The 23,852-nt window shown below is 73.8% G+C and carries 18 protein-coding genes; 10 read left to right on the top strand and 8 right to left on the bottom strand.

What is annotated here, in order from left to right:
• The first annotated feature begins 471 nt into the window (after window positions 1-471).
• A complete protein-coding gene (locus ACIGG8_RS37390) occupies window positions 472-921 on the top strand; it encodes a PTS glucose transporter subunit IIA (protein WP_396553065.1) in 450 nt (149 codons plus the stop codon).
• Between the two features lie 101 nt (window positions 922-1,022).
• Window positions 1,023-2,693, top strand: a complete 1,671-nt coding sequence (gene ptsP, locus ACIGG8_RS37395) for a phosphoenolpyruvate--protein phosphotransferase (RefSeq protein WP_396553066.1) — start codon at window positions 1,023-1,025, stop codon at window positions 2,691-2,693.
• Window positions 2,694-2,765: 72 nt separating this feature from the next.
• Here the strand turns inward: ptsP and ACIGG8_RS37400 are convergent, their stop codons facing one another.
• The 3 genes from ACIGG8_RS37400 to ACIGG8_RS37410 are packed head-to-tail and all read right to left on the bottom strand — an operon-like array spanning window position 2,766 to window position 6,493.
• A complete protein-coding gene (locus ACIGG8_RS37400; RefSeq protein ID WP_396553067.1) occupies window positions 2,766-4,886 on the bottom strand; it encodes an acetoacetate--CoA ligase in 2,121 nt (706 codons plus the stop codon).
• Between the two features lie 45 nt (window positions 4,887-4,931).
• A complete protein-coding gene (locus ACIGG8_RS37405) occupies window positions 4,932-5,480 on the bottom strand; it encodes an NUDIX domain-containing protein (protein WP_396553068.1) in 549 nt (182 codons plus the stop codon).
• Window positions 5,481-5,530: 50 nt separating this feature from the next.
• Window positions 5,531-6,493 carry an NUDIX hydrolase gene (locus ACIGG8_RS37410; RefSeq protein WP_396553069.1) on the bottom strand — a complete coding sequence of 321 codons (963 nt, stop codon included), beginning with the start codon at window positions 6,491-6,493 and terminating at the stop codon, window positions 5,531-5,533.
• Window positions 6,494-6,655: 162 nt separating this feature from the next.
• Between ACIGG8_RS37410 and mmuM the strand changes: the two genes are divergently transcribed.
• From mmuM to ACIGG8_RS37435, 5 genes are all read left to right on the top strand, one after another.
• On the top strand, window positions 6,656-7,600 hold the full coding sequence (mmuM, locus tag ACIGG8_RS37415) for a homocysteine S-methyltransferase (RefSeq protein ID WP_396553070.1): 945 nt from the start codon (window positions 6,656-6,658) through the stop codon (window positions 7,598-7,600).
• A gap of 119 nt (window positions 7,601-7,719) precedes the next feature.
• Entirely contained in the window at window positions 7,720-8,484 is a 765-nt protein-coding gene (locus ACIGG8_RS37420; protein ID WP_396553071.1) for an IclR family transcriptional regulator, read from the top strand.
• 285 nt (window positions 8,485-8,769) lie between these two features.
• Window positions 8,770-9,507 (top strand): MIP/aquaporin family protein, encoded by a 738-nt coding sequence (locus tag ACIGG8_RS37425; protein WP_396553072.1) that lies wholly within the window; start codon window positions 8,770-8,772, stop codon window positions 9,505-9,507.
• A gap of 132 nt (window positions 9,508-9,639) precedes the next feature.
• Window positions 9,640-11,160: a glycerol kinase GlpK gene (glpK, locus tag ACIGG8_RS37430; protein WP_350526303.1), complete on the top strand. Its 1,521-nt coding sequence runs from the start codon at window positions 9,640-9,642 to the stop codon at window positions 11,158-11,160.
• A 173-nt stretch (window positions 11,161-11,333) separates the two neighbouring features.
• Window positions 11,334-12,929: an FAD-dependent oxidoreductase gene (locus ACIGG8_RS37435; protein ID WP_396553073.1), complete on the top strand. Its 1,596-nt coding sequence runs from the start codon at window positions 11,334-11,336 to the stop codon at window positions 12,927-12,929.
• 86 nt (window positions 12,930-13,015) lie between these two features.
• Here the strand turns inward: ACIGG8_RS37435 and ACIGG8_RS37440 are convergent, their stop codons facing one another.
• On the bottom strand, window positions 13,016-14,236 hold the full coding sequence (locus ACIGG8_RS37440; protein WP_396553074.1) for an amidohydrolase family protein: 1,221 nt from the start codon (window positions 14,234-14,236) through the stop codon (window positions 13,016-13,018).
• Window positions 14,237-14,325: 89 nt separating this feature from the next.
• Here ACIGG8_RS37440 and ACIGG8_RS37445 point away from each other — a divergent pair, with 89 nt between their 5' ends.
• A complete protein-coding gene (locus ACIGG8_RS37445; RefSeq protein ID WP_396553075.1) occupies window positions 14,326-14,946 on the top strand; it encodes a TetR/AcrR family transcriptional regulator in 621 nt (206 codons plus the stop codon).
• A gap of 118 nt (window positions 14,947-15,064) precedes the next feature.
• Here ACIGG8_RS37445 and ACIGG8_RS37450 read toward each other — a convergent pair whose 3' ends face one another.
• The gene (locus ACIGG8_RS37450; RefSeq protein WP_396553076.1) at window positions 15,065-16,459 is read right to left on the bottom strand and encodes a gluconate:H+ symporter; all 1,395 of its coding nucleotides are present in this window, start codon (window positions 16,457-16,459) and stop codon (window positions 15,065-15,067) included.
• Window positions 16,456-17,010, bottom strand: a complete 555-nt coding sequence (locus tag ACIGG8_RS37455; RefSeq protein WP_396553077.1) for a gluconokinase — start codon at window positions 17,008-17,010, stop codon at window positions 16,456-16,458. Before ACIGG8_RS37455 ends, ACIGG8_RS37450 begins: the two co-directional genes overlap by 4 nt.
• A 149-nt stretch (window positions 17,011-17,159) precedes the next feature.
• Here ACIGG8_RS37455 and ACIGG8_RS37460 point away from each other — a divergent pair, with 149 nt between their 5' ends.
• Both ACIGG8_RS37460 and ACIGG8_RS37465 read left to right on the top strand, forming a co-directional pair.
• Window positions 17,160-17,855: a FadR/GntR family transcriptional regulator gene (locus tag ACIGG8_RS37460; protein WP_396553078.1), complete on the top strand. Its 696-nt coding sequence runs from the start codon at window positions 17,160-17,162 to the stop codon at window positions 17,853-17,855.
• Between the two features lie 177 nt (window positions 17,856-18,032).
• Window positions 18,033-18,491 carry a hypothetical protein gene (locus ACIGG8_RS37465; protein WP_396553079.1) on the top strand — a complete coding sequence of 153 codons (459 nt, stop codon included), beginning with the start codon at window positions 18,033-18,035 and terminating at the stop codon, window positions 18,489-18,491.
• A gap of 1 nt (window position 18,492) precedes the next feature.
• Here ACIGG8_RS37465 and ACIGG8_RS37470 read toward each other — a convergent pair whose 3' ends face one another.
• Both ACIGG8_RS37470 and ACIGG8_RS37475 read right to left on the bottom strand, forming a co-directional pair.
• Window positions 18,493-19,269, bottom strand: a complete 777-nt coding sequence (locus ACIGG8_RS37470) for a metallophosphoesterase (RefSeq protein WP_396553080.1) — start codon at window positions 19,267-19,269, stop codon at window positions 18,493-18,495.
• A gap of 19 nt (window positions 19,270-19,288) precedes the next feature.
• The gene (locus tag ACIGG8_RS37475; RefSeq protein WP_396553081.1) at window positions 19,289-23,851 is read right to left on the bottom strand and encodes a hypothetical protein; all 4,563 of its coding nucleotides are present in this window, start codon (window positions 23,849-23,851) and stop codon (window positions 19,289-19,291) included.
• Window position 23,852: the final 1 nt, after the last annotated feature.

A 23,852-nucleotide genomic window follows, 5' to 3' on the forward strand; every position in this document is an offset into this window, starting at 1 on the left:
AAGGAACGGACGCTTCCTTCGGACCGCCTTCCAGCGGACCCTCCGGGCTTCGTTCTTTCGTGTTTCCAGCTTACCAGACGTTTTCCGCTCCGTTTACCGGGGCTTTTCACATCTGAAATCTGGAGTTAACCGCCGAGTTGCGGCGACTCGACCAACCATAGCGGGTCGGTGTCCGGAGCGCGAATCGAGGCGCGCCCGGTGTCACCCGGGTGGCGGCATGATTTGTTGCTCTCGCGAGCATATACAGCAATGGTCCCGATTCGCCAAGATGCCTGTAGAGTGCGGCGCATCGGCCGAGAGGACTAGACCACTCGCGGGCCGGTGGGACGCCGGCCGGTAGGTGGGCGGAGGGCGGGTTGTTCGCCCTGGAATGTCGACAGATGTCCGAAGTTGACATGATTTAGGCTTCAGCTGATCGTCGTGCCGCTCCTCGCGGCCGCTCGCTGTACTGCGCACTTGGGAGGCACAACCATGACCACTGTGACGTCGCCGCTGACCGGTCGGGTCGTCGGGCTCGCCGGCGTGCCCGACCCGGTGTTCTCGGGCGCGATGGTCGGTCCCGGTACCGCGATCGACCCGGTCCGTCGGCCCACCGAGGCGGTCGCGCCGGTGGACGGGGTCGTCGTCTCCATGCACCCGCACGCCTTCGTCGTCGTGGACGCCGAGGGCCACGGGGTGCTGACCCACCTCGGGATCGACACCGTCCAGCTCAACGGCGAGGGCTTCGAACTGCTCGTCAACAAGGGCGACACGGTGACCCGCGGCCAGGCCGTCATCAAGTGGGACCCGGCCGCCGTGGAGGCCGCCGGCAAGTCGCCGATCTCGCCGATCGTCGCGCTGGAGGCCGCTCCGGACTCGCTCGGAGGCCTCCGGGAGGACGGCGAGGCCGCGTCCGGCGACGCCCTGTTCAGCTGGAGCTGACCTCTCGACCACGGACACACACCCGCCCCGCAGGAAGTGACGGGGCGGCCCGGCACTCAGCGGTTCCCGGCGGGGCCGCTCCTCTCAGCGGAGACAGGTAGATGGAGAAGACACTGCGCGGCGTGGGTGTCAGCCACGGGGTCGCGATCGGCCAGGTGCGGCACATGGGAACGGCGGTGCTGGAGCCCCCGGCCACCCGGATCCCGACCGAGGACGCCCCGCGGGAGCAGGCGCGTGCCCGGGCCGCCGTGGACGCGGTCGCCGCCGACCTGATCGCGCGCGGCAACCTGGCGGGCGGCGAGGCGCAGGCCGTTCTGGAGGCCCAGGCGCTGATGGCGCAGGACCCGGAGCTGATGGCCGACGTGTCCCGCCGGATCGCCGTCGGCAGCAGTGCCGAGCGCGGTGTCTACGACGCGTTCGCCGCCTACCGTGCGCTGCTCGCCTCCGCCGGGGAGTACCTGGCCGGTCGGGTCGCCGACCTGGACGACGTGCGGAACCGGATCGTGGCCCGGCTGCTCGGCGTGCCGATGCCGGGTGTGCCGGACAGCGACGAGCCGTACGTGCTGTTCGCGCGGGACCTCGCGCCGGCCGACACCGCGCTGCTGGACCCGACGCTGGTGCTCGGGTTCGTGACCGAGGAGGGCGGGCCGACCAGCCACAGCGCCATCCTGGCGCGGGCGATGGGCGTGCCGGCCGTCGTGGCGCTGCCCGGTGCCACCGATGTCGCCGAAGGCACCGTCGTTGCGGTGGACGGCAGCTCCGGTGACGTGCTGTTGGAGCCGTCGCAGGAGAAGCAGGACGAGCTGCGGGCGATCGCCGCCGAGCGCAGGGCCGCGCTGGCCGCCTCCTCCGGCCCGGGGCAGACCTCCGACGGGCACCGCGTCCCGCTGCTGGCCAACGTGGGTGGCCCGGCGGACGTGCCGGCCGCGCTGGAGAACGGTGCCGAGGGCGTCGGCCTGTTCCGTACCGAGTTCCTGTTCCTGGACGACTCGGCGAAGGCTCCCGGCGAGGAGAAGCAGGTCGAGGCGTACCGCAAGGTGCTGGAGGCCTTCCCCGAGGGCCGGGTCGTGGTCCGGGTGCTCGACGCGGGCGCGGACAAGCCGCTGGACTTCCTGACCCCGACGGACGAGCCGAACCCGGCGCTCGGCGTGCGCGGCCTGCGGACCCTCCTGGAGCACCCCGAGGTGCTGCGCACCCAGCTGCGGGCGCTGGCCACGGCGGCCGAGGGTCTGCCGGTGCACCTTGAGGTGATGGCCCCGATGGTGGCCGACCGCAAGGACGCCAGGGACTTCGCGACCGCGTGCCGCGAGGCCGGGCTGCAGGCCAAGTTCGGGGCGATGGTGGAGATCCCGTCGGCCGCGCTGCGGGCCCGGGCGATCCTGCAGGAGGTCGAGTTCCTGTCGCTGGGGACCAACGACCTGGCGCAGTACACCTTCGCGGCCGACCGCCAGGTCGGTGCGCTGGCGCGGCTGCAGGACCCGTGGCAGCCGGCGCTCCTGGACCTGATCGCCGCGGCGGCCGAGGCCGCGCGGGTGAGCGGCAAGAGCTGCGGCGTCTGCGGCGAGGCGGCCTCCGACCCGCTGCTGGCCGTGGTGCTGACCGGCCTGGGCGTCACCAGCCTCTCGATGGGCTCGGCGTCGATCCCGTACGTGCGGACCGCGCTGGCCAAGTACACGCTGGCGCAGTGCCGGCGGGCGGCCGAGGCGGCCCGGGCCGCGGACAGCGCCGAGGAGGCGCGGGCCGCGGCGCAGCAGGTGCTGTCCGGCGAGTAGGCCGCGGCGGCAGGACGGATGGACGAAGGGGCGCTCCCACCACGGGGCGCCCCTTCCTCGTGTGTGTCGGGGTCAGGCCTGGCGGTCGAGGCGGAGCTGCTCGAAGTAGCGCAGGTGCTCGACGTTGTCGACGGAGCCGGGGTTGACGGCCTGCTCCAGCGGGGTGCCGGAGAGGATGCGCTTGACCGGGACCTCGATCCGCTTGCCGGTGAGGGTGTGCGGGAGGCCGCGGACGGTGATGACCTCGTCGGGCACGTGGCGCGGGGAGAGTTCGGTGCGCAGCGAGGTGCGGATGCGGCCGATGAGGTCGTCGTTCAGCTCGGCGCCGGGGGCGAGGACGACGAACAGCGGCATCCAGTAGCCGCCGTCGGGCTCCTCCAGGCCGATGACCAGGGACTCGGAGATCTCGGGGAGGCGCTCGACCACCTCGTAGATGTCCGAGGAGCCCATCCGGACGCCCTGGCGGTTGAGGGTGGAGTCGGAGCGGCCGTGGATGACGACGGTGCCCCGGGAGGTGACGGTGATCCAGTCGCCGTGGCGCCAGACGCCGGGGTAGGTGTCGAAGTAGCTGTCGTGGTAGCGGGTGCCCTCGGGGTCGTTCCAGAAGCCGGTTGGCATGGAGGGGATGGGCTTGGTGACGACGAGTTCGCCGACCGCGTCGGTGAGCGGCTTGCCCTGGACGTCCCAGGACTCGACGGCGGCGCCGAGGCAGGGGGCCTGGATCTCGCCGAGGTACACCGGGAGGGTGGGGACGCCGCCGACGAAGCAGGAGCAGACGTCGGTGCCGCCGCTGACGGAGGCGAGCCAGACGTCCGCCTTGACCTCGTCGTAGATCCAGCGGAAGCCGTCGGGCGGGAGCGGGGAGCCGGTAGTGCCGATGCAGCGCACGGCGGAGAGGTCGAGGTCGCGGCCGGGGTGGAGTTCGGCCTTGCGGCTGGCGATCACGTAGGCGGCGGAGGTGCCGAGGACGGTCGCGCCGGTGCGGGCGGCGACGGACCAGAGGGCGCCGGTGTCGGGGTGGCCGGGGCTGCCGTCGTAGGTGACGATCGTGGACCCGACGAGGAGGCCGGCCAGCAGGAAGTTCCACATCATCCAGCCGGTCGAGGTGTACCAGAGGAAGCGGTCCTGGGGGCCGAGGTCGAGGTGGAGGCCGGCCTGCTTGAGGTGTTCGAGCAGGATGCCGCCCTGGCTCTGGACGATGGCCTTGGGCAGGCCGGTGGTGCCGGAGGAGTAGAGGACCCAGAGCGGGTGGTCGAATGGGACCGGCTCGAAGACCGGCTCCACGTCATCGGCGACCAGGTCGTCCCAGGTCAGCGCGCCCTCGGGGGCGGGACCGCCGAGCAGCGGGACGTGGACGACGGTGCGCAGGCTCGGGAGTTCGCGGCGCAGTTCGGCGACGACCTCGGTGCGGTCGTGGTCCTTGCCGCCGTAGTGGTAGCCGTCGACGGCGAAGAGGACGGCGGGCTCGATCTGCTGGAGGCGGTCGAGGACGCTGCGGGCGCCGAAGTCGGGGGCGCAGCTGGTCCAGATCGCGCCGACGGCGGCGGTGGCGAGGAGGGCGACGGCGGCCTGCGGGATGTTGGGCAGGTAGGCGCCGACGCGGTCGCCGGGGCCGATGCCGCGGGCGCGCAGGGCGGCGGCGAGGGAGCCGACCTGGCGGCGGAGTTCGGCCCAGGTGAGGACGACGGGCTGCTCGGTGGTCTCGTCGAGGTGGAGGATCGCGGGGCGGTCGGCGTTGGGCCCCTTCGCTCCGTCGGGGCCGGGCTCGGCGGCGCGCAGGGCGTGCTCGGCGTAGTTGAGGCGGGCGCCGGGGAACCAGCGGGCGCCGGGCATGGCCGGGTCGGCGAGGACGGCCTCGGGGGTCTGGGTGAAGCGGACGTCGAACCACTGGGTGACCGCTGCCCAGAACCGGTCGAGGTCCTCGGTGGACCAGGCGTGCAGGTCGGCGTAGCGCTCGGCGGCCTGCCGGTCGTCGGCGGCGGGGGCGAGCGGGGCGGCCGGGGCGCCGTGGTGTTCGGCGGCCCAGGCCTGGAAGGCCACCAGGCTGGTGGCGGCGGCGCGAGCGGGGGCGGGGCGCCAGAGCGGCTGGTCCTGGGGTGGGGTGCTCACGGTGGTGGTCTCCCGGCCGGTGGTGGGGACGGGAGGGCTTGTGGCAGACCCGTCCGGTTGGGCTGTCGGTGCAGACCATGCCATGTGAGCGGCCGTCGCGCCAGGGTCGGCCGGCGGGAGGTCGGGTGGTCAGCGGGAAGTGAACTCCCCGCTGAACCAGCGGCGCAGGATGCCGTTGTGGAAGTCCCAGACCAGCGGCGTGTCGGCGGTGGCGAGCAGCCAGCCTTCGGTCTCGTCGGTGGGGCGCGAGGGCGGGAGCTCGGCGAGCGGGCGGGCGGGCAGCAGGCCGCAGAGCATCACGAAGCGGCCGTTGGGGTCGGAGGCGGTGTGGATCAGGGTGACCTCGGTGGGGTCGGCCGCGATGCCGGTCTCCTCGTGCAGTTCGCGGACGCAGGCCTGCTGCCAGCTCTCGCCGTAGTCCATGTAGCCGCCGGGGAAGGCGAGTTCGCCGTATCCGGGTTCGATGGTGCGGCGGATGACGACGAGGGCCGGGTCGGCGTCGGGCCGGGTGACGGGGAGGACGGTGACCGCGACCGGCAGCGGGTTGCGGTAGCTGATCTCGGCGCAGCCGGGGCAGGTGCGGGGCCAGGCGCGGGTGTCGGGCGGGTAGGGCGTGCCGCAGAAGTGGCAGTGGGAGAAGGGCCGGTGGACGGTCTGGGTCGCTTCGTCGGTGGTCATGGCCGGATGGTAGCCCGGTGGCCGACGGGGATCCCGGGGTGTCCGGTGAATCAGTGCGGTGGGATCGCCCCGGTCGGGCTCTCACCGGACGGGCCCTCGCCGGTGGGGCTCTCGCCGGACGGCCCGTCGCCGGGCTGGTCCTCACGGGTGGGGCGGAGCAGGGCGGGGTGCAGCAGTGCGGCGCCGCCGGCGTGGTAGGTGCGGGCGCGGGGGCCGCCGCGGGTGCCGCCGCGCTGGGTGGTGCTGCCGGTGCTCTCGACGAAGCCGGGGACGGAGAGGACCTTGCGGTGGAAGTTGCCGGGGTGCAGCTTCTCGTCCCAGACCGCCTCGTAGACGGCGCGGAGGTCGGGGATGGTGAAGTCGTGGGGCAGGAAGGCCGTGGCCAGCGGGCTGTATTCGAGTTTGGCGCGGACCCGGTCGAGCCCGTCGGCGAGGATCCGGGCGTGGTCGAACGCCAGCGTGAGCGCAGTGGTGCCGGCGCGCCCGTCGACGCCACCCCCGTGGGTGTCGGCGGGCGCGCCGGCGGCTCGGGACCGGCCGCTGGGCCGGAGGTCCAGGTCGCGGACGGGGTGCCAGGCGGCGGCCGCGGCGTCCGTCCCGGCCCGGGGGTCGGGGAGGTCCGGTGCGAAGGCGAGGTAGGCGACGGAGACGACGTGCATCCGCGGGTCCCGCTCGGGCGCGCCGTAGGTGCCGAGCTGCTCCAGGTGGAGCCGGCAGAGCCTGGCCTCGGCGTCGGCTGCGCCCTGCAGGCCCGTCTCCTCGGCGAGTTCGCGGGCCGCGGCCTCGTCCAGGCCCTCCTCGCCGGCCCGCAGGAAGCCGCCGGGCAGCGCCCAGCAGCCCTGGTGGGGCGGGGCGCCGCGCTCGACGAGCAGGACGTGCAGGAGGCCGTCGCGCAGGGTCAGGGCGACGACGTCGACGGTGACGGCGATGGGGGCGTAGGCGCGCGGGTCGTACGCGGCGAGCCATTCCTGCTCGGCCGCGGGCCCGCTGCCGGGCCGGTCGTCCGCTGCCATCGCCCTGCCCTCTCCGTGCTCGCTTCGCTGATCGGTCGTGTCGTTCTCGGAATGAGCACAACGTAGCGATTGCGTTCCCCGGCGGCAAATGGTTTTCCCGGTCGGCCGGGGCGTCCGCCTTCTAGGCTGTGACCAGCAACGACCGCGCCAGAGGAGGCCGACATGCCCACTGCTCCCCCGCCGGACTTCGCCGCGGCGCTGGCCGCCGGTCCGTTGGTGCTGGACGGCGGGATGTCGAACCAGCTGGCGGCGGAGGGGCACGACCTCTCGGACGAGCTGTGGTCGGCGCGGCTGCTGGCGGACGAACCGGCGGCGGTGGTGGCGGCGCACCGGGCGTACTTCGAGGCCGGCGCGGACGTCGCCATCACGGCGAGCTACCAGGCGAGCTTCGAGGGCTTCGCGCACCGCGGCATCGGCCGGGCGGAGGCGGCCCGCCTGCTGGCGAGCAGTGTGGAGCTGGCCCGGGAGGCGGCGCGGGCCGAGCCGGGCGGGCGGCGGCGCTTCGTGGCGGCGTCAGTGGGCCCGTACGGGGCGGTGCTGGCGGACGGTTCGGAGTACCGGGGCCGCTACGGGCTGGGCGTCGCCGAGCTGGTGGCCTTCCACCGGCCCCGGCTGGAGGTGCTGGCGGCGGCTCGGCCGGACGTGCTGGCGCTGGAGACGGTGCCGGATGCGGACGAGGCGCGGGCACTGCTGGAGCTGGTGCGCGGGCTGGGGGTGCCGGCCTGGCTGTCGTACAGCGTCGAGGGCGACCGGACCCGGGCCGGGCAGCCGCTGGCGGAGGCGTTCGCGCTCGCGGCGGAGGTGGACGAGGTGCTGGCGGTGGGCGTCAACTGCTGCACGCCGCGGGACGCGGACCGGGCGGTGGCGGTGGCGGCCGACGTGACCGGGAAGCCGGTGGTGGTCTACCCCAACAGCGGGGAGCAGTGGGACGCCGAGTGCCGGGGCTGGCGCGGCGAGGCGACCTTTCGCTCGGCCCGGGTGGGCGGCTGGCTCGCGGACGGGGCCCGGCTGGTGGGCGGCTGCTGCCGGGTCGGACCGGACGGGATCGCGGCGCTCGCGGCGGAGGTGGCGGTGCGCCGGGGGCCGTCGAGCGGCGCGGAAGGTTAACACCCGGCCGAGGGCGGGTTACCGAGGGGGAAGGTGCACGGAGTCAGCACGGCCTGGCAGACTCGTGCCGTCACCACTGTGGTCGACATTGTCGACCGCCTGTCAGCGCGGAGGTTCTCATGCCCGGCCCGATCCAGTCGCTTTCCCGGGCCGCCGCGATCATGCGACTGCTGGCCGGCGGTGAGCGCCGTCTGGGCCTGTCCGAGGTCGCGACGGCACTGGACCTGGCCAAGGGCACGGCGCACGGCATCCTGCGCACACTGCAGCAGGAGGGGTTCGTCGAGCAGGACCCGGAGAGCGGCAAGTACCAGCTGGGCGCCGAGCTGCTGCGACTGGGGCAGAGCTACCTGGACGTTCACGAGCTGCGGGCGCGGGCCCTGGTGTGGGCCGACGACCTGGCCCGGGCGGCCGGGGAGACGGTCTACCTGGGGGTGCTGCACCAGCAGGGCGTGCTGATCGTGCACCACGTGTTCCGGCCGGACGACACCCGGCAAGTGCTGGAGGTCGGCTCGATGCAGCCGCTGCACAGCACCGCGCTGGGCAAGGTGCTGGTGGCCTACGACCCCGTCGCGCGGGGGGAGTTGGGCGATGGGCCGTACGAGTCGTACACCGTGCGCACGCTCACCGAGGCGGCGGACGTGGACGCCGAGTGCGCGCTGATCCGCGAGCGCGGCTGGGCGGACTCGATCGAGGAGACCTGGGAGGGCGTGGCCTCGATCGGCGCGCTGATCCAGGACCGGCGGCGCAATCCGGTGGGTGCGGTGTGCATCAGCGGGCCGGTCGAACGGGTCTGCGAGGACGGCTTCGTGAAGCCCTCGCTGGTGGCCTCGGTGCGCAGTGCGGCGCGTGCGATCTCGCGCGACCTGGGCGCCGGCCGGTTCTGAGGGACGCATTCATTTCGTCACGCTGAGGCGCGGACGGGCGGTCGGCCTGTCCGCGCCTTGGCGTTTTGCCCCGTTTCGGGGCGCTCCGCTCGGTAACTTCTGGGGACGGGCGGGGACAACGGTCACAGCTGCGTAACCCTGCCTTGACGTGGAGGCGACCTGGGGAGGAAGCTTCCGCATGACGGTCGACATTGTCGAACGATGGCCGGGAGATCACTCCCACAGCGCGCTCACCCGCACAGCGATCGACCCGGCCGCCCACCCCCACCCGCACCTCCGGGCCATATGGACAAGGGAGTCTTTGTGTCCGCGTTCTCCAACGGCGACGTCTTCGTCGGCGAAACCCTCGGCACCGCCGCCCTGATACTCCTCGGCGGCGGCGTCTGCGCCGCCGTGACCCTCAAGAAGTCGAAGGCGATCAACGCCGGCTGGCTGGCGATCACCTTCGGCTGGGGATTCGCGGTCCTCATCGCCGCTTACATGTCGGCTCCGAAGTCCGGCGCGCACCTCAACCCCGCCGTCACCCTCGCGCTCGCGGTCAAGAGCGGCGAGTGGAGCCAGGTGCCGCTCTACATCGGCTCGCAGATGCTCGGCGCGATCATCGGCGCCGTCCTCGTCTGGGCGACCTACCTCGGCCAGTTCAACGCCAACGAGGAGCCCACCCTCGGCATCTTCTCGACCGGGCCCGAGATCCGGAACCCGTTCCAGAACGTGCTCACCGAAGTCATCGGCACCTTCGTGCTCTGCTTCGCGATCCTCACCATCGGCACCAACGCCGGCCTCTCGCAGTCCGGCACCGGCACCCTGATGGTCGCCTTCACCGTCGTCGGCATCGGCCTCTCGCTGGGCGGCCCGACCGGCTACGCGATCAACCCGGCCCGTGACCTCGGCCCGCGCATCGCCCACGCCCTGCTGCCGATCCCGAAGAAGGGCGGCTCCGACTGGTCGTACGCCTGGGTCCCGGTCGTCGGCCCCGTCATCGGCGGCCTCGCGGCCGGCGGCGTCTACAACGCCCTCTTCTAAGCGGTACGACGCCCTCTTCTGAAGGCTCCCCGCCGAACAGCAGAGTGGACCCCGCCGAACACGGGGACTGACCGAGAAGCGTGTCAGGCCCACCCACCCCGTACCCCTCAACCCGAGCCGAGGACCCTCCCCATGACCTCCACCGGTAACTACATCGCCGCGATCGACCAGGGCACCACCTCCAGCCGCTGCATCATCTTCGGCGCCGACGGCCGGATCGTCTCCGTCGACCAGCAGGAGCACCGCCAGATCTTCCCCCAGCCGGGCTACGTCGAGCACGACGCCGCCGAGATCTGGACCCGGGTGCAGTCGGTCGTGCGCGGTGCGCTGGAGAAGGCCGGACTGACCAAGGACGACATCCGCGCCATCGGCATCACCAACCAGCGCGAGACCACCGTCCTGTGGGACAAGAACACCGGTGAGCCGGTGCACAACGCGCTGGTGTGGCAGGACACCCGTACCGAGGGGCTGTGCCGCGAGCTCGGCCGCAACGTCGGCCAGGACCGCTTCCGCCGCGAGACCGGCCTCCCGCTGGCCAGCTACTTCGCCGGCCCGAAGATCCGCTGGCTGCTGGACAACGTCGAGGGCCTGCGCGAGCGCGCCGAGGCCGGCGACATCCTGTTCGGCACCATGGACACCTGGGTGATCTGGAACCTCACCGGCGGTGTCGACGGCGGCAAGCACGTCACCGACGTGACCAACGCCAGCCGCACCATGCTGATGAACCTCAAGACCCTCGCCTGGGACGAGAGCATCGCCGAGTCCATGGGCGTGCCGATGGCCGTCCTGCCGGAGATCCGCTCCTCCGCCGAGGTGTACGGCGAGGCCGTCGGCGACCTGGCCGGCGTCCCGGTCGCCTCCGCGCTCGGCGACCAGCAGGCCGCGCTGTTCGGCCAGACCTGCTTCAACGAGGGCGAGGCCAAGTCCACCTACGGCACCGGCACCTTCCTGCTGCTGAACACCGGCGAGAAGATCGTCAACTCGTACCACGGCCTGCTGACCACCGTCGGCTACCGGATCGGCGACCAGGCCCCGGTGTACGCCCTGGAAGGCTCGATCGCCGTCACCGGCTCGCTCGTCCAGTGGCTGCGCGACCAGCTCGGCATCATCTCCACCGCCGCCGAGATCGAGACCCTCGCCAACACGGTCGAGGACAACGGCGGCGCCTACTTCGTCCCGGCCTTCTCCGGCCTGTTCGCCCCGTACTGGCGCTCCGACGCCCGCGGTGTGATCGCCGGTCTGACCCGGTACGTCACCAAGGGCCACCTGGCCCGGGCCGTCCTGGAGGCCACCGCCTGGCAGACCCGCGAGGTCGTCGACGCCATGCAGAAGGACTCCGGGGTCGAGCTCACCGCCCTCAAGGTCGACGGCGGCATGACCAGCAACAACCTGCTCATGCAGAACATCGCCGACGTCCTGGACGCCCCGGTCGAGCGCCCGTACGTGGCCGAGACCACCGCCCTCGGCGCCGCCTACGCGGCGGGTCTCGCCGTCGGCTTCTGGAACGACCTCGACACCCTGCGGGCCAACTGGCACCGCGCCGCCGAGTGGACCCCGCGCATGGACGAGGCCACCCGGGAGCGCGAGTACAAGAAGTGGCTCAAGGCCGTGGAGCGCACCATGGGCTGGGTGGAGGAGGAAGAGAACAACTGACCGACGAGCCGGTCGGGGCCGCTGGCCCCGGCCGGCCGCCCGCTGTTCCGGCAGCGGGTGTCACCGCGTTTCACCGGCCCGCCGCACCGGGCCGACCGGTCCCTCCCGCAGGGGCCGCACCGCACACGAGAGGAGTAACGGCGCGCCCGACCCGCGCGCCGTACACAATCACCATGGCAACCATCCCGACCCTGGGCGCCGAGCGCACCGCCGGCCGCACCGCCTCCCGCGCCGAGACCCGCGAACTGCTCGGCAAGGCCACCTACGACCTGCTGGTGATCGGGGGCGGCATCCTCGGCACGGCCGTCGCCTGGACCGCGTCCCAGGCCGGCCTGAAGGTCGCCATGGTCGACGCCGGCGACTTCGCCGGTGCCACCTCCAGCGCCTCCTCCAAGCTCGTCCACGGCGGTCTGCGCTACCTGCAGACCGGCGCGGTCAAGCTCGTCGCGGAGAACCACAAGGAGCGCCGCGCGCTCTCCACCGACGTCGCCCCGCACCTGGTCAACCCGCTGACCTTCTTCGTGCCGGTCTACAAGGGCGGCCCGCACGGCGCCGCCAAGCTCGGCGCCGGCGTCTTCCTGTACTCGGCGCTGTCCGCCTTCCGCGACGGCATGGGCCGGGTCTCCACCGCCGCGCACGCCGCCCAGCAGGTGCCCGCGCTGCGCACCGAGGGCCTGCGCTCGGTGGCCGTCTACGGCGACCACCAGATGAACGACTCGCGCGTCGCCGTGATGACCGTGCGCGCCGCGGTCGACGCCGGCGCCGTCGTGCTCAACCACGCCGAGGTCACCGGGCTGCGCTTCACCGGCGGCCGGGTCACCGGCGCCGAGCTCCGCGACCGCCTGGACGGCAGCGAGTTCGGCATCGACGCCCGCCTGGTGCTCAACGCCACCGGTCCGTGGGTCGACCACCTGCGCAAGATGGAGGACGCCGGCGCCGCGCCGTCGATCCGCCTCTCCAAGGGCGCGCACGTCGTGGTCAAGCGCCGCTCGCCGTGGCGCGCCGCGCTGACCATCCCGATCGACAAGTACCGCGTCTCCTTCGCCATCCCGTGGGAGGACCACGTCCTGCTCGGCACCACCGACGAGGAGTACACCGGCGACCCGAAGGACGTCCGGGCCACCGACGCGGACATCGACCAGATCATGGGCGAGGCCGCGCACGCGATCCGCGACGAGCACCTCGACCGCGACCTGATCACCTACTCCTTCGCCGGCCTGCGCGTCCTGCCGGGCGGCCCGGGCGACACCGCCGCCGCCAAGCGCGAGACGGTCGTCACCGAGGGCCGCGGCGGCATGCTGTCGGTCTCCGGCGGCAAGTGGACCACCTACCGCCACATCGGCCGCACCGTGCTGGAGAAGCTGGCCCACGTGCCCGGCACCAGCCTCGGCGAGGACATGTCCCCGATCGCCCCGACCGTCCCGCTGCCGGGCGTCGGCGCGCCGAACGCGGTGGCCCACCGCCTGCTGATCGACCGCGAGCCGGGCTCGCGCATGGAGCCGCTGGTCGCCAAGCACCTGGCCAGCCACTACGGCACGCTCTCCTTCGAGATCGCCCGCCTGATCGACGAGAACCCGGAGCTCGGCCGGCCGATCCACCAGGACGGCCCGGACGTCTGGGCGCAGGTCGCGTACGCGGCCGACAACGAGTGGGCGTACACGGCGGACGACGTGCTGCGCCGCCGCACCACGATGACGGTGCGCGGCCTGGACACCCCGGAGATCCGGGACGAGGTCGACGCCTTCCTCGCGAAGCGGGCCGGCAAGTAACGGCTGTCGTACGACGGGCGGGCGTTCGGGGTTTCCCCGGGCGCCCGCCCTTCGTCGTTCCTGCCGGACGTTGCGCGGGCGTGGGGTCAGACCGGCGCGCCGGCCTTCACCACGTGCCTGAGGTGCCGCTCCGGGCGGGTGAGGACGGAGAGGTCGGCCAGCGGGTCGCCGTCGACGACGAGCAGGTCGGCGTGGGCGCCGGGCGCGAGGGTGCCGATCTCCCCCGCCATGCCGAGCAGCCGGGCGGCCGTGGTGGTCGCCGAGCGCAGCACGTCCGCGGCCGGCTGGACCTGCGCGCGGAGGGTGAACTCCTCCAGCTGGGCGGGGTGCAGCGGACCGAGCAGGTCGCTGCCGTAGACGAGGTTGACGCCCGCCCGGTGGGCGCGTTCCAGGGCGTCGAGGCCCCGGTCGCGGACCTCGGCGAGCTTGCCGACGGAGGCGGGCGGCAGGCCGGAGGCGGCGCCCAGCTTGGCGGTCTGCTCGTAGGCGACGAGGGTCGGGACGAGGAAGGCGTCCTTCTCCAGCAGGAGGGCGATCGTGGCGTCGTCCAGCAGGTTGCCGTGCTCGACGCAGCGCACCCCGGCCCGCAGGGCGCGGTCGATCGCGCGCGGGTGGTAGGCGTGCACGGTGACGTAGCGGTTGTGGTTCTCCGCCTCCTCGACGGCGGCGCGGATCTCCTCCTCGCTGTACTGGACGGCGGCGATCTCGTCGTGCGGGGAGGCGACGCCGCCGGAGAGCAGCACCTTGAGGTGGCGCGCGCCCTTGCGGAACTCGTCCCGGGCGGCGGCCCGGACCGCGTCCACGCCGTCGGCGATCCGGCCGAAGTTCGGCCGGGACTCGCAGCAGGGCAGGGCGTCGTCGCCGAGCGGGCGCAGGTCCCCGTGGCCGCCGGTCTGGGACAGCGCCTTGCCGCCGTGCAGCAGCCGGGGGCCGAGCGCCAGGCCCTCGGCCAGGGCGCGGGCCATGCCGTGGTCGGCGCCGCCGACGTCGCGGACGGTGGTGAAGCCGCGGCGCAGCATGCGCTCGGCCTCGGCGAGGGCGCGGACGGTCGCGTAGCCCGGGGTCCAGTCGGCGACGTCGTGCAGGTCGAGCGTGGTGACCAGCAGGTGGACGTGGGCGTCGATCAGGCCCGGCAGCACGGTGGCGCCGCCGGCGTCGACCACCCGGACGCCCTCGCTCGCGGCGGGTGGGCGGCCGGTTCCGGTGGCGGCGATCCGGCCGTCGGCGGCCTCCAGCCAGCCGAGGTCGGTGCGGGTTCCGTCCTCGGGGTGGAGCAGGTGGGCGTTGGTGATCAGCAGTCGGCTCACGGCGGTGGTCCCCCTCGGGTCCGGCGACAGGTTCAGTACGGCTCGTATTGAATACGACTCGTACTGAATACACCATGTATCGTTCTCCTGTGAACCCACCCCCCGCCGATACCGCCGCTCCCCGACCGCCCCGCCGCCGCGTCCACACCCGGGCCCGACTGCTGGCCGCGGCGAGCGAGCTGTTCCTCGCCGTCGGCTTCGCGCGGACGAGCATCGAGGACGTCTGCGCCGCCGCCGGCTACACCCGCGGCGCCTTCTACTCGAACTTCGGCAGCAAGGAGGACCTGCTGCTCGCGCTCTTCGACGACCAGGCGGCACTGCGGATGGCCGAGCTAGAGCAACTCGCCACCGCCTGCGAGGAGTTGGCTCCACAGGAACGGGCCCGGCGGCTGGTCGGAGCGCTGCTGCGGGTCGAGCCCGCGGAGAGCGGATGGATCCTGCTGTTCCTGGAGTTCCGCCTGGTCGCGGCCCGGACCGAGGCACTGGCCGAGCAGGTCGCCGCGCACGACCGAGCGGTCGCCGGGGCGCTGGCCGACGTCCTGGAGCGGGCGCTGCCGGAGCTGGTGCCCCCGGGCGTGAGCGCCGGGCAGGCCGCGCTGGTGATCCTGGCCGCCCGGGAGGGGCTGCTGGCCCGTACGGCGGCGGGCGGGGTGGTCGCGGAGGACCTGCTGGAGGCGACGGCGGCGGTGCTGTCGGGACTGCTGGGCTGAGGAACGCCGAGGGGCGGCACCCGTACGGTCACGGGTGCCGCCCCTCGGCGGTGCTGCGGCGGCTGCGGCGCGCGGGCGCGGCCTGTGGCCTGCGGCTGTGGTGGAACCGGACCGGCCGCTAGACGACCAGGCTCAACGGCAGGATCAGGGCGATGGCGACGACCGAGATCACCGTCTCCATGACCGACCAGGACTTCAGCGTCTGCCCGACGCTCATCCCGAAGTACTCCTTCACCAGCCAGAAGCCGGCGTCGTTGACGTGCGAGAAGAACAGCGAGCCGGCCCCGATCGCGAGCACCAGCAGGGCCGCGTGGGTCGAGGACATGTTCGCCGCGAGCGGGGAGACGATGCCCGCCGCGGTGATCGTGGCGACCGTCGCCGAGCCGGTGGCCAGGCGGATCAGCACGGCGATCAGCCAGCCCAGCAGCAGTGCCGAGATGTGCCACTCGCTCGACCACTCGCTCACCGCGTTGCCGACGCCCACGTCGATCAGGGTCTGCTTGAACCCGCCGCCCGCGCCGACGATGAACACGATGCCCGCGATCGGGCCGAGGGACTTGCCGACGCTCTCGGAGATCCGGGCCTTGTCGAAGCCGGCTGCCCGGCCGAGGGTCAGCATGCCGAGCAGGGTCGCGGCGAGCAGGGCGATCAGCGGGGAGCCGATGAAGTCGAACACCCGCTGGGCCACGGCCTTCGGGTCGTCGATCACCACGTCGGCCAGCGCCTTGCCGAGCATCAGGACGACCGGCAGCAGGATGGTCGCCAGCACCGCGCCGAAGGACGGGGTGCGGTCGTGCTCGGCCGTCGACTCGGGGGCGGTGGCGGCCGGGATCTCCAGCGGGCCGACCCAGCGCTCGGCGACCCGCGCGAACAGCGGGCCGGCGATGACCAGCGTCGGGACGGCGATCAGCAGGCCGAGGGCCAGGGTGATGCCGAGGTCGGCCTTCAGGGCGTCGACGGCGACCAGCGGACCGGGGTGCGGGGGCACCAGGCCGTGCAGCACCGAGAGGCCGGCCAGGGCCGGTATGCCGACCCGCATCAGCGGCACGTTGCCGCGGCGGGCGACCAGCAGCACGATCGGGATCAGCAGGACGACGCCGACCTCGAAGAACAGCGGCAGGCCGAGCACGGCCGCGATCAGCGCCATCGCCCAGGGCAGCGCCTTGGTGCCGGTGCGGGAGAGCACGGTGTCCGCGATGATGTTCGCGCCGCCGGAGTCGGCGAGCAGCTTGCCGAGCATCGCGCCGAGGCCGATCAGCAGGCCGACGCCGGCCACGGTGGCGCCGAAGCCCGTGGAGAAGCTGTTGAGCAGCTTGTCGAACGGAGCGCCCGCGACGGCGGCCAGCAGGCCGGAGCCGAGTGTGAGGGCGAGGAACGGGTGCAGCTTCAGCTTGGTAATCAGTACGACGATCGCACCGATGCTGAGTAGCACCGCGACCAGCAGCCGGGAGTCGCTACTGGTGTGCGCCAGGGCCGGTGGGGCGGCCGCCAGCAGGGTGGGGGCAGTTCTCACGCGAGGTCTCCATTGACGGGCCGCAGCAGCGCCGCAGCCATCTCGACGAGTTCTTCGGGGGACGGGCCGACGTCCAGGACCGCGCCGCGCTCGTCCGCCCCCAGGGGCTCCAGGGTGGCGTACTGCGAGTCGAGCAGCGACGACGGCATGAAGTGGCCGGTGCGGTGGTTGAGCCGGCCCTCGACCAGCTCGTGGCCACCGCTGAGGTGCAGGAAGAAGGCGCCCGGGCAGGCCGCGCGCAGGGTGTCGCGATAGCGGTGCTTCAGCGCCGAGCAGGTGACCACGCCGCCGGCGCCGTCCTCGGTCCGCTCCTTGAGCCAGGCGCCGATGGCGCGCAGCCAGGGGGCGCGGTCCTCGTCGTCCAGCGGGATGCCGGCCGACATCTTGGCGATGTTGGCCGCCGGGTGGAAGTCGTCCGCCTCGGCGAAGGGGAGGCCGAGGCGGTCCGCCAGCATGCGGGCCAGGGTGGTCTTGCCGACGCCCGAGACGCCCATCACCACGACGGTGAGGGGAGCCGTGGGGCGGTCGTGGTTCTCGACGCTGAGAGCCATGGTGGTGCTCCTTCGTTTCCTGGCCGCCACTATCGCCTCAAAGATATGACGTATTCAAGTGCCGGAAACCAAATCGTCATACTTTTACGATGTGGACTGGGTCGCAGGGCGGCGCGGCCGCCCTCGGGTCCAACGTCTAGGCTGGGCGGATGGAGATCCAGGGGCTGCCCGGGCGGCTGCTTGACGAGCTCGGGCCGGCGATCGCGTCCGGGGAGCTTCCCGAGGGTTCGGTACTGCGCGGCGAGGAACTGGAGCAGCGGTTCGGGGTGTCCCGCACGGTCGTCCGGGAGGCGGTGCGGGTCCTGGAGGGAATGCGCATGGTGGCGTCCCGGCGACGGGTCGGGATCACCGTGCTGCCGAAGTCGCTCTGGGACGTCTTCGATCCGATGGTGATCCGCTGGCGCCTGGCCGGGGCCGACCGACCCGCCCAGCTGCGCTCGCTCGGTTCGCTGCGGATGGCCGTCGAACCCGCCGCGGCGGCACTCGCCGCGACCCGCGCCACCGATGACGACCGGCGTGAACTCAGCTCGCTGGCCGTGGAGTTGACGGTCGCCGCGCGCGACGCCGACCTGACCACCTTCCTCCGGCACGACATCGCCTTCCACGCCCTGGTGCTGCGCGCCTCCGGCAACGAGATGTTCGCCCACCTCGGGGACACCGTGGGGGCGGTGCTCACCGGGCGGACCGAGTACCATCTGATGCCCCATCAGCCGGAGCCGTACGCGATCCGGCTGCACCGCGAGGTCGCCGACGCGATCTGTTCGGGCCACGCCGAGGAGGCCGAGCAGGCGATGCGGACGATCGTCACGGGCGCGCTGGAGGAGCTCAACCAGCAGCTGGGCTGATCGCGCGGGTGGGCCGGGCCCCCTCGCGGCCGTTTCCCGGATGGCACGTTTTGAGGCCAGTTCGGTGGTTTCGGACGCATAGTCCCGGTTCGGCGGGGCAGAGTGAGCCTCGGGGGGCGCATTTCGTGTGCGCCCGGTCCGTACCCGTCATCGATGTCCGCGCCTGGGGGTCGCCCGATGTCCGTGCCACGCCGCCGTCGCCGCCTGCCCGACGAGGTGCGCGCCGCCGCAGTCCGGGCGGTGCTCTCCCTCGCCTTCACCCTGGTGGGCGTGGTCGTCGCGACGTTGGCCTCGTACGCGGGCAGTTGGATGCTGACACCCGCGCTGATGGCCATGGGGCTCGGGGTGTTCGCCACCATGTGGTGCCTGCTGGAGATCCTGATCTCCCGTCAGATCGCCTCGCAGCGGATGCGGACGCCCGGATCCGCGCACCCGATGGCGGGCAGCAGGGTGCCGCCCGAGCCGTTGGCCGCCCGGCCCTTCCCCCGGCCCGGCTCGTCGGCCCCGCCGCAGCCGAGCCAGTCGGTCTACCAGCAGCCTTACCAGCAGCCCCACCAGTCGGTGTACCAGCAGCCCTACCAGCAGCGGCCGCAACAACCGCCGCACCAGCCACGGGTGTCGGCCCCGCGGCCGTGACTCAGTCGACCGGGACGACCCGGTAGTGGGTGGTGATCCTGGCGTCCCCGTCCAGGACGTGGAAGGCGAGCATCGGCGGGTGGTCGAAGGAGATGCCGCGCCCGCCCTCGCAGGGCAGGGTGACGGTGGACACCACGCCGGGCGCGACCAGCAGCGGCAGCCCGGCGAAGGTGGTCGCGGCGGGGGTGTGGGAGTGACCGCAGAGCAGGGCGGCCACCCGTGGGTGCCGGCGCAGCACCCGCGCCAGGCGCACCTCGCCGAACTGCCGGATCCCGTCGACCATCGGCATGTGCAGCTCGACCGGCGGGTGGTGGAAGGCCACCAGGGCGGGCAACCCGGTGCGCCCCTCCGCGAGTCGGGTGTCCAGCCAGTCCAGCGTCTCGTCGTCCAGCAGGCCGTCGTGCTGCCCGGGTATCGACGAGTCGAGCATCAGCACGTCGGCGCCGGGGAGTTCGTGCAGGCGGTTGACCGGGCCCGCCCCGGGCCCCTCCCCCGGCGCCTCGCCGAGCAGCACCTCCCGGTACGGCGCCCGCGAGTCGTGGTTGCCGGGGCAGGTGAGCACCGGGTGCCGGGAGCTCAGCACCTCGGCCACCTGCTCGTACTCGGCGGGCAGGCCGTGGTCGGCGAGGTCGCCGGTGACCAGCACCGCGTCCAGCGGGCCGGGCAGGGCGTCGAGGTACGCCATCACCTGCTCGGCCCGCCGCCGGGCCCGCTTGCCGCGGTCCCGGCGGTGGTCCTGTCCGAGGTGGATGTCACTGAGGTGCGCGATCGTCAGCATGCCGATCACGCTAGCCAGTTCACGGCTGGGCGGGAACCTCCGCAGGGCGCTTGAACATCCGGGTGGCGGTGATCTCGCCGTGGATGGTCGGGCCGTCCGGGTCCTGGGTGGCGGGCAGGCCGGGGCGCAGGTGCTCCTCGACCGAGATGTACTTGAGGCCGGCCCGCAGGTCGGCGTCGTTGCGCAGGCGGATCACCAGGGGGAACTCGGCGAGCGCGGTGGTGTCGAACAGACCGGTGGTGTAGATGAGCTGGACGCCGAGCGCGTCGGCGACGGCCCGCTGGAGCTCCAGCAGGTACGTGGCGTTGGCGCGGCCGATCGGGTTGTCCAGGAACAGCGTGCCGGCGTGCCGCAGCTGGGACTGGCCGCGGTCGTTGGCGCGCAGCGCGGCCATCGTGCAGTACAGCGCGATGGCGGCGGTGAGCAGCTGCCCGCCGGAGAACACGTCGGACATCTGGCCGACGCCGACCCGCTCGGCGCGCAGTACCGCGTCCGGCTTGAGGATCTCGACGCTGACGCCCTTGGGGCCGATCGCGGCGGCGACCCCGCGCAGCAGCAGGGACATGCCGTCGCGGCGCAGGTCGCTGTTCTTCCTGACGGCAGCGCGGGTGGCCTCGTCGATGACCTCGCCGAGGCGCTCGACCAGGGTGGCGTGGTCCGGGTCCTCGAAGCGGATCCGGAGGAACTCCTGGCCGGACCACTCCCCCAGGCCCTCGGGCAGCCGGGACAGCCGCTGGGCGGCGCGCAGGGTGGTGAGCGAGGACTCGACCAGGCCGCGCAGGCGGTCCACGATCGAGCTGCGGTTCTTCTCCAGCTGGGCGAGTTCGTCGGTGAGCACGCGCAGTCGGGGCGCGAAGGCGGCGGCCCAGGCGGCGGCGTGCTCCGGCAGCGCCGAGGCGGGCAGTTCGCGGATCTGCTGGCGGGCGGGGGTGCGGACGGCCTCGTAGCGGGCGGCGTTGGCGTGCCGGACGAGGGCGTCGGCGGCGTCGCGCACGGCGAGTTCGGCGCTGGACAGCTCGCCGGAGGCGGTGCGCAGGCCGCGGCGGGCGTCGGTGGCGCCGTTGCGCGCCTCGGCGAGGGAGCCGAGGTACGGCTCGACCGGGTCGTCCGGGTCCTCCTGGTGGTCGCGCAGGCCGTCGCGCAGCTGGCCGGCCAGCTCGTCGAAGTCGGCGGCAGCGGACTGGGCGGTGTCGAAGGTGCGCTGCAGGTCGGCGTGCGCGGTGCGGGCGGCGTCCAGGGCCTCCCGGCGTTCGGCGAGGCGGCTGGTGGCGGTGCGCAGCAGGGCCTGGGCGTGCTCCGGGTCGGCGGGGACGAGGTCCTCGGGCAGCTCGGTGTGCGCCTCGCCGTCGCTGGGCGCGGAACGCTCGGCGTCGCCGCGCAGGCGGCCGAGCTGCTCGCTGGCGGCGGCGGAGCGGGCCTCGATGGTGGCGACCAGTTCCTCGGCGCGGGCGGCGGCGGCCTGGCGGGCCGGGCCGTCGGCGCCGTCGGGGCTGCCGAGGAGCTCCTCGGCGCGGGTGCGCACCTTGTTGGTGAGGCGGTCGAGTTCGGCCGCGGCGGCGGCCTCGTCGCCCTCGGCGCGGGCCTGTTCGGCGCGCAGGTCGGCGCCGACGCCGACCTTCTCGTACAGCTGGGAGGCGGCGCGGTAGGCCTCGCGCAGGGCGGGCAGCGCGGCGGGGGCGGTGTCGGCCGGGTCGTCGGTCTGCTCGGCGGCGGGGATCTCGGCGCGTTCGGCGCGCAGCGCGCGGGTCGTGCGGCGGGCGTCGTCGGCGGCGCGCTGGGCGGCGCGGCGGTCCTCGTCGCAGGTGCGGGCGCGGTCGGCACACAGGGCCTGGCGGCGGTCGCACTCGGCGGCGTCCTCGGCGAGTTCGCGCTGGCGGCGGGCCCAGTTGGAGCGCTCGCGCAGGCGGAAGGCGAGGCCGGAGAGCGCGTCGGCGCGTCGGCGGGCGCGCTGGGCGGCCTCGCGGTGCTCCTCGTGGGCGGAGGCCGCGGCGGCGTGGTCGGTCTCGGCCTCGTCGTGGTCGGCGCGCAGGGTGGCCAGGGCGGCGGCGGACTGCTCGGCGTGCTCGCGGGCGGCCTCGGCGGCGGCGGCGAGTTCGGCGAGGGTGCCGGGCGGACAGCTGGCGTGCCACGAGGCGAGGCGGGCGGCGAGGGCGCGGTCGGCGCCGAGGCGGCCTGCGAGTTCGCGGATGTGCTCCTCGCGGGCGCTCGCCCGGGCGCGCAGCTCGCGGCGCTCGCCGTCGGCGGCGGACTCGTCGTGCATGGCCGGGTTCGGCGGCACGAGGAAGAAGGCGGGCTCGTCGGTGATGGGCGCGATCAGGGAGGCGGCGGCGCCGACGGCCACGGTGGAGCGCGGCAGCAGGGCGGCGGACTGCAGGGCCTCGCGGGCGCGCTCCAGCGAGGACGGGTCGGTGACCACGACGCCGTCGACGAGTTCGGGCCGGGCGGCGAGGATCGCGTCGTGGTCGGCCGGGTCGACGGACTGGGCGAGGTAGCGCCAGCCGGGCAGGGCCGGGATGCCGTGCTCGGCGAGGTACTCGACGGTGGCGAGGACGTCCGGGCCGGGCGGCAGCAGGCCGCCGTCGCCGAGGGCGGCGAGGATGCGGGAGTCGTCGGCGGCGGCCGTCCGCAGGTCGAACAGGGTGCGCTCGGCGGTGGCGATGGCCTCGTCGAGGAGTTCGCGCAGGTACTCGGCGTTGCGGTCGAGGAGCGCGGGGGTGAGGAAGCCGGCGTCCTCCTCGGCGTCCTCCTGGTAGGGCGTGAGGGAGAGCAGGTCGGCGAGGCGCTGCTCGGTGGCGAGCAGGGCGGCGGTGCGCTGCTCGCCGGCCAGGGCCCGGGCGGCGGCCTTGCGGGCGTCGCCCGCGCGCTCGGCGGCGAGTTCGGCGCGCGAGGTGGCGGCGGCGGCCTCGCGCAGCCGGGCGGCGCAGGCCTCGGCGGCCGTACGGGCCTGGGCGAGCGCGGCGGTGGCGGCCTTCTCGACGTCGGCGGCGTGCAGCGCGGCGCGGGCCGGGTCCACATCGCCGTCGGCGTCGATGAAGCCGGCCGTGACGGCGGCTTCGGTCTCCTGCTCGACCTCGGCGAGGCGCTGGCGCAGGTGCTCGGCCTCGCTGCGGGCCTTCTGGGCGGCGGTGGCGGCCTCGGTGGCGCCGGACTGCGCCTTGGCGCCGTCCTCCTGGAGTTCGCCCGCGCGCTGCTCCTCGGTGTCGGCGCGGGACTCGGCGGCCGCGGCGGCTGCCTCCAGGGCGCGGGCGAGGGCGGTCGCGGCGCGGGCGCGGGCGGCGAGCGCCGGTGCGGCGTCCAGCTCGGCCTCGCGGATGGCGGCGGCGACCCGGGTGACCCGGTCGGCGGCGGCGCGCTGGCGCAGCACCGCTTCGGCGGCCTGCCAGGCGGAGTGCAGGGTGCGGGCGTCGATCAGCTCGCGGCGCAGCGCGGCGGCTTCGGCGGTGGCCGCGGCGAGGCTGAGGGTGGCGTGCCGGTAGGTGAGTTCCTCGGTGATGAGGGTGTGCCGGGTGCGGTCGGACTCGGCGGCGGTGACGGCGCTCGCGGCGGCGGCGACCTCGATGGCGAGGTCCTGGGCGCGGTCGCGTTCGGCGCCGGCCCGGGAGGCGAGCGCGTGGGCGAGGCGGCGGGTGCGGCGCTCGGCGGTGCGGTGGGCCTCGCGGACGGTCTCGCGGGCGGTGGTGGCCTCGGCGATGCGCTCCAGCAGGTCGAGCGAGCCGGCGGTGAAGTCGCGTTCGGCGGTGAGTTCGGCGCGGCGGCCGAGCTTGGCGGCGAAGCCGTGGACGAGGTCGGCGAGGCCGTCGGTGTCCCGGGTGTCGGTGACGGCGCGCAGCAGGAGGTCGGTGAAGTCGCTGTCGTGCTTGACCGCGAAGAGGCCGGCGGCTTCGCCCTCGTCGGCGTTCATCTCGCGCTGGTAGCGGAAGAGTTCGGGGTCGAGGCCGAGTTCGCCGAGGTGCTCGGTCCAGCGGTCGTGGCCGTCCTCGAAGACCAGGTCGAGGTGGGGGTGGGCCTTGCCGGCCTCGGTGAGGGCGTCGCGGAAGCCCTTCATGGTGCGGCGGCGGCCGCGGGCCTTCTGGTCGCCGGCCAGGCTGACCCGCTCGGCGACCGGCAGGGAGTCGAGGGTGAGGCCGGGGCCGGGGCGGAAGGAGTACCAGGTCTCGGCGAACTTGCGCGGGTCGGAGGAGACCTGGCGGCCGCGCCACTCGCTGACCTTGCCGACCACGATCAGTTCGCCGGTGACGGTGTGCTGCCACTCCAGGGCGACGTGGCCGCAGTCGTCGGCGAGCAGGAACTTGCGCAGCACGCCGGAGCTGGCGCCGCCGAGGGTGTTGCGGTGGCCGGGCAGCATGACCGAGAAGATCAGCTTGAGCAGGACGGACTTGCCGCCGCCGTTCTCCAGGAAGAGCACGCCGGCGGGGGCGGGGCGGCGGACCGGGCCGTCGATGTCCTCGCCGAACAGGCCGATCTGCTGCGGCGCCGGGTCGGCGACGGGCTCGCCGACGCCGCGCAGGTCGAGCACCGTGTCGGCGTAGCGGGCGCCGGCCGGTCCGATCGAGTAGAGGCGGACCCGGTTGAGCTCGTACATG

Origin of the sequence: Kitasatospora sp. NPDC085464 (assembly GCF_044541955.1) — a bacterium.
Taxonomy (GTDB): domain Bacteria; phylum Actinomycetota; class Actinomycetes; order Streptomycetales; family Streptomycetaceae; genus Kitasatospora.